Here is a 3169-nt window from a genome sequence, read left to right as displayed (position 1 = left end):
AGGCGTCGTTGAACGGCTGGCCGGCGAAGGCCTTACCGGCGACCGGCAGCGCCGCGCCGTCGCGGAGGGCGTTCAGCCGGACGGCATAGCCATCCATCGCCGCGTTATCAAAGCCGGGCACATCCAGCGGGGAGACGATGTCATGGGCAGTCACACGCGAGAAGGCCTGCAACAGCGGTACAGTTTCCGTCGCGTTCAGCGGCGTAATACGATCGAGCATCTGGGCGAGGGCTGTGTCGAGCGGCATCAGTCCGGCGGTAAAATCCATGGGTCACTCCTGCGGGCAAAACAGCGAAAACGCCTATTATGGCAGAAAAGCGGCGCGGGCTGTATGCCACCTGGGTACGAGGCTTTACATCGCCCGCCGCTCTTTCTATATTCAAAAATTGTATAAGACATTCAGCAATATAATGATATCAATACCCTTATTCATGACGTGACCGGCGCCGCGCCGCGGTACGACAGGGCAGGGGCGATCCACTTCATCGTTAAGGACTGGCGAAATGGGCAAGGCGGTTATAGCAATTCACGGCGGCGCAGGGGCGATTTCTCGCGCGCAAATGACGCCGGAGCGGGAGCGAGAGTATGTGGCGGCGCTGTCGACTATCGTCGAAAGCGGGCAGAAAATGTTGGCCGCGGGCGCCAGCGCGCTGGATGCCGTGACCGAGGCCGTTCGGCTGCTGGAGGAGTGTCCGTTGTTCAACGCCGGAATGGGCGCGGTATTTACCCGCGATCAAACCCACGAGCTGGACGCCTGCGTAATGGACGGCTACAGCCTGCAGGCTGGCGCGGTAGCCGGGGTCAAACATTTGCGTAATCCGGTGCTGGCGGCGCGTCTGGTGCTGGAGAAGAGTCCGCACGTATTACTGATCGGCGAGGGGGCGGAAAATTTTGCCATCTCCCACGGGATGGCGCGCGTGGATAACGATCTCTTTTCCACTCCTGAAAGGCTGCTGCAGCTGCAGGAGGCGAAAGCGGGCGGGGAGATTATCCTCGACCACCACGCCGCTCCCCTCGACGAACGCCAGAAAATGGGCACCGTCGGCGCGGTGGCGCTCGATCTGGCCGGCAATCTGGCGGCGGCGACCTCCACCGGCGGCATGACCAACAAACTGCCCGGACGCGTCGGCGACAGCCCGCTGCCGGGCGCGGGGTGTTATGCCAATAATGCCAGCGTGGCGGTCTCCTGTACCGGCACCGGCGAAGTCTTTATGCGCACCCTGGCGGCCTACGATATCGCCGCCCTGATGGAGTATGGGCAGCTCAGTCTCTATTCCGCCTGCGAGCGGGTGGTGATGGAGAAACTGCCGGCTCTCGGCGGCAGCGGCGGGCTGATAGCCGTCGATCGCGAAGGCAACGTCGTTTTACCGTTTAACAGTGAAGGCATGTACCGCGCCTGGTGCTATGCCGGCGATACGCCGACCATTGGCATTTATCGCGAATAGAACAAGGGAGAGGGCGAGTGTCGCAAACTCACGAAACCGATACCTGCGAAGTGCTGGTGGTGCGCAACCTGAACGTGGCGTTCCGCCAGCAGGATGCGCCGGAGGTGCAGGCCGTGCGTCAGCTTTCCTTCAGCCTGCGCCGCGGCGAGACGCTGGCGATAGTGGGTGAGTCCGGTTCGGGAAAATCGGTGACCGCGCTGGCGCTGATGCGTCTGCTAGACGCGGCCAGCAGCGAGGTGAACAGCGAGGGGCTGTGGTTGCGGCGGCGTAACCGGCAGGTGATCGCGCTCAATGAGCAAACGGACGCTGAGATGCGCCGGGTGCGCGGCGCGGATCTGGCCATGATTTTTCAGGAGCCGATGACCTCGCTGAATCCGGTTTTTACCATCGGCGAGCAGATTGCCGAATCCCTGCGCCTGCACCAGGGGCTGGGGCGCGAAGAGGCGCTGCGCGCGGCGAAAAAGATGCTCGATCAGGTGCGTATTCCCCAGGCGGAAGAGATGCTCTCGCGCTATCCGCACCAGCTCTCCGGCGGCATGCGCCAGAGGGTGATGATCGCCATGGCGCTCTCCTGTCGGCCGGCGGTGTTGATAGCCGATGAGCCAACCACGGCGCTGGATGTCACCATCCAGGCGCAAATTCTGCAACTCATTGCCGTTCTGCAAAAGGAGATGGCGATGGGGGTGATCTTTACCACCCACGATATGGGCGTCGTGGCCGATATCGCCGATCGGGTGCTGGTGATGTATCGCGGTGAGGCGGTAGAGACCGGCAGCGTTGAGGAGATCTTTCGTTCGCCGCAGCACCCGTATACGCAGTCGCTGCTGGCGGCGGTCCCGCGGCTGGGGGAGATGCGTGGCCAGGATCTGCCGCGCCGTTTTCCGCTGCCGGGCCAGCCGCTGGCGGAGAGCGAAACGCCCGATACGGTAGTCGCCGGCGAGCCGATCCTGCAGGTGCGTGACCTGGTGGCCCGTTTTCCGGTGCGCGGCGGGCTGCTCAATCGCGTGACGCGCGAAGTGCATGCGGTGGAGAAGGTCAGTTTTGATCTCTGGCCGGGAGAGACCCTGTCGCTGGTGGGCGAGTCCGGCTGCGGCAAGTCGACCACCGGCCGGGCGCTGCTGAGGCTGGTAGAGACCCAGGGAGGCACCATTACCTTCGACGGTCAGCGGATCGATACCCTCGCCGGCGGCAAGCTGCAGGCTCTGCGGCGCAATATTCAGTTTATTTTTCAGGATCCTTACGCCTCGCTTGATCCGCGTCAGACGGTCGGCGATTCGATTATGGAGCCGCTGCGGGTGCATGGCCTGCTGCGTGGGGAAGCAGCGCTTGAGCGGGTCGCCTGGCTGCTGAAGCGCGTGGGGTTGCAGCCGGAGCATGCCTGGCGCTATCCCCATGCCTTTTCCGGCGGCCAGCGGCAGCGGATCTGCATTGCCCGCGCGCTGGCGCTGAATCCGAAGGTGGTGATAGCCGACGAGTCGGTGTCGGCCCTGGATGTCTCCATTCGGGCGCAGATTATCAATCTGATGCTCGACCTGCAGCGCGAGATGGGCATCGCGTTTCTGTTTATTTCCCATGATATGGCGGTGGTGGAGCGCATCAGCCACCGCGTGGCGGTGATGTATCGCGGTCGCATTGTCGAAATAGGCCCGCGCCGCGCGGTGTTTGAAAACCCGCAGCACCCCTATACCCGTAAGCTCATGGCCGCCGTACCGGTGGCCGACCCC

The 3169-nt window shown here is 63.2% G+C and carries 2 protein-coding genes and 1 pseudogene; 2 read left to right on the top strand and 1 reads right to left on the bottom strand.

What is annotated here, in order from left to right; genetic code table 11:
• Positions 1 to 268: pseudogene (locus HMPREF9538_RS32945) on the bottom strand (molybdopterin molybdotransferase); the annotation flags it as partial.
• A 235-nt stretch (positions 269 to 503) separates the two neighbouring features.
• Between HMPREF9538_RS32945 and iaaA the strand changes: the two are divergent.
• Together iaaA and gsiA are read left to right on the top strand one after the other, a co-directional pair.
• Positions 504 to 1445 carry a beta-aspartyl-peptidase gene (gene iaaA, locus HMPREF9538_RS09775; protein ID WP_004147725.1) on the top strand — a complete coding sequence of 314 codons (942 nt, stop codon included), beginning with the start codon at positions 504 to 506 and terminating at the stop codon, positions 1443 to 1445.
• Positions 1446 to 1462: 17 nt separating this feature from the next.
• A partial coding sequence (gsiA, locus tag HMPREF9538_RS09780) for a glutathione ABC transporter ATP-binding protein GsiA (protein ID WP_032457173.1) occupies positions 1463 to 3169 on the top strand: 1707 nt, incomplete at its 3' end.

Origin of the sequence: Klebsiella sp. MS 92-3 (assembly GCF_000195655.1) — a bacterium.
GTDB classification, from domain to species: Bacteria; Pseudomonadota; Gammaproteobacteria; order Enterobacterales; family Enterobacteriaceae; genus Klebsiella; species Klebsiella pneumoniae.
Note: the sequence above shows the minus strand (reverse complement) of the source record. Positions and strands in the feature narration are given on the sequence as shown.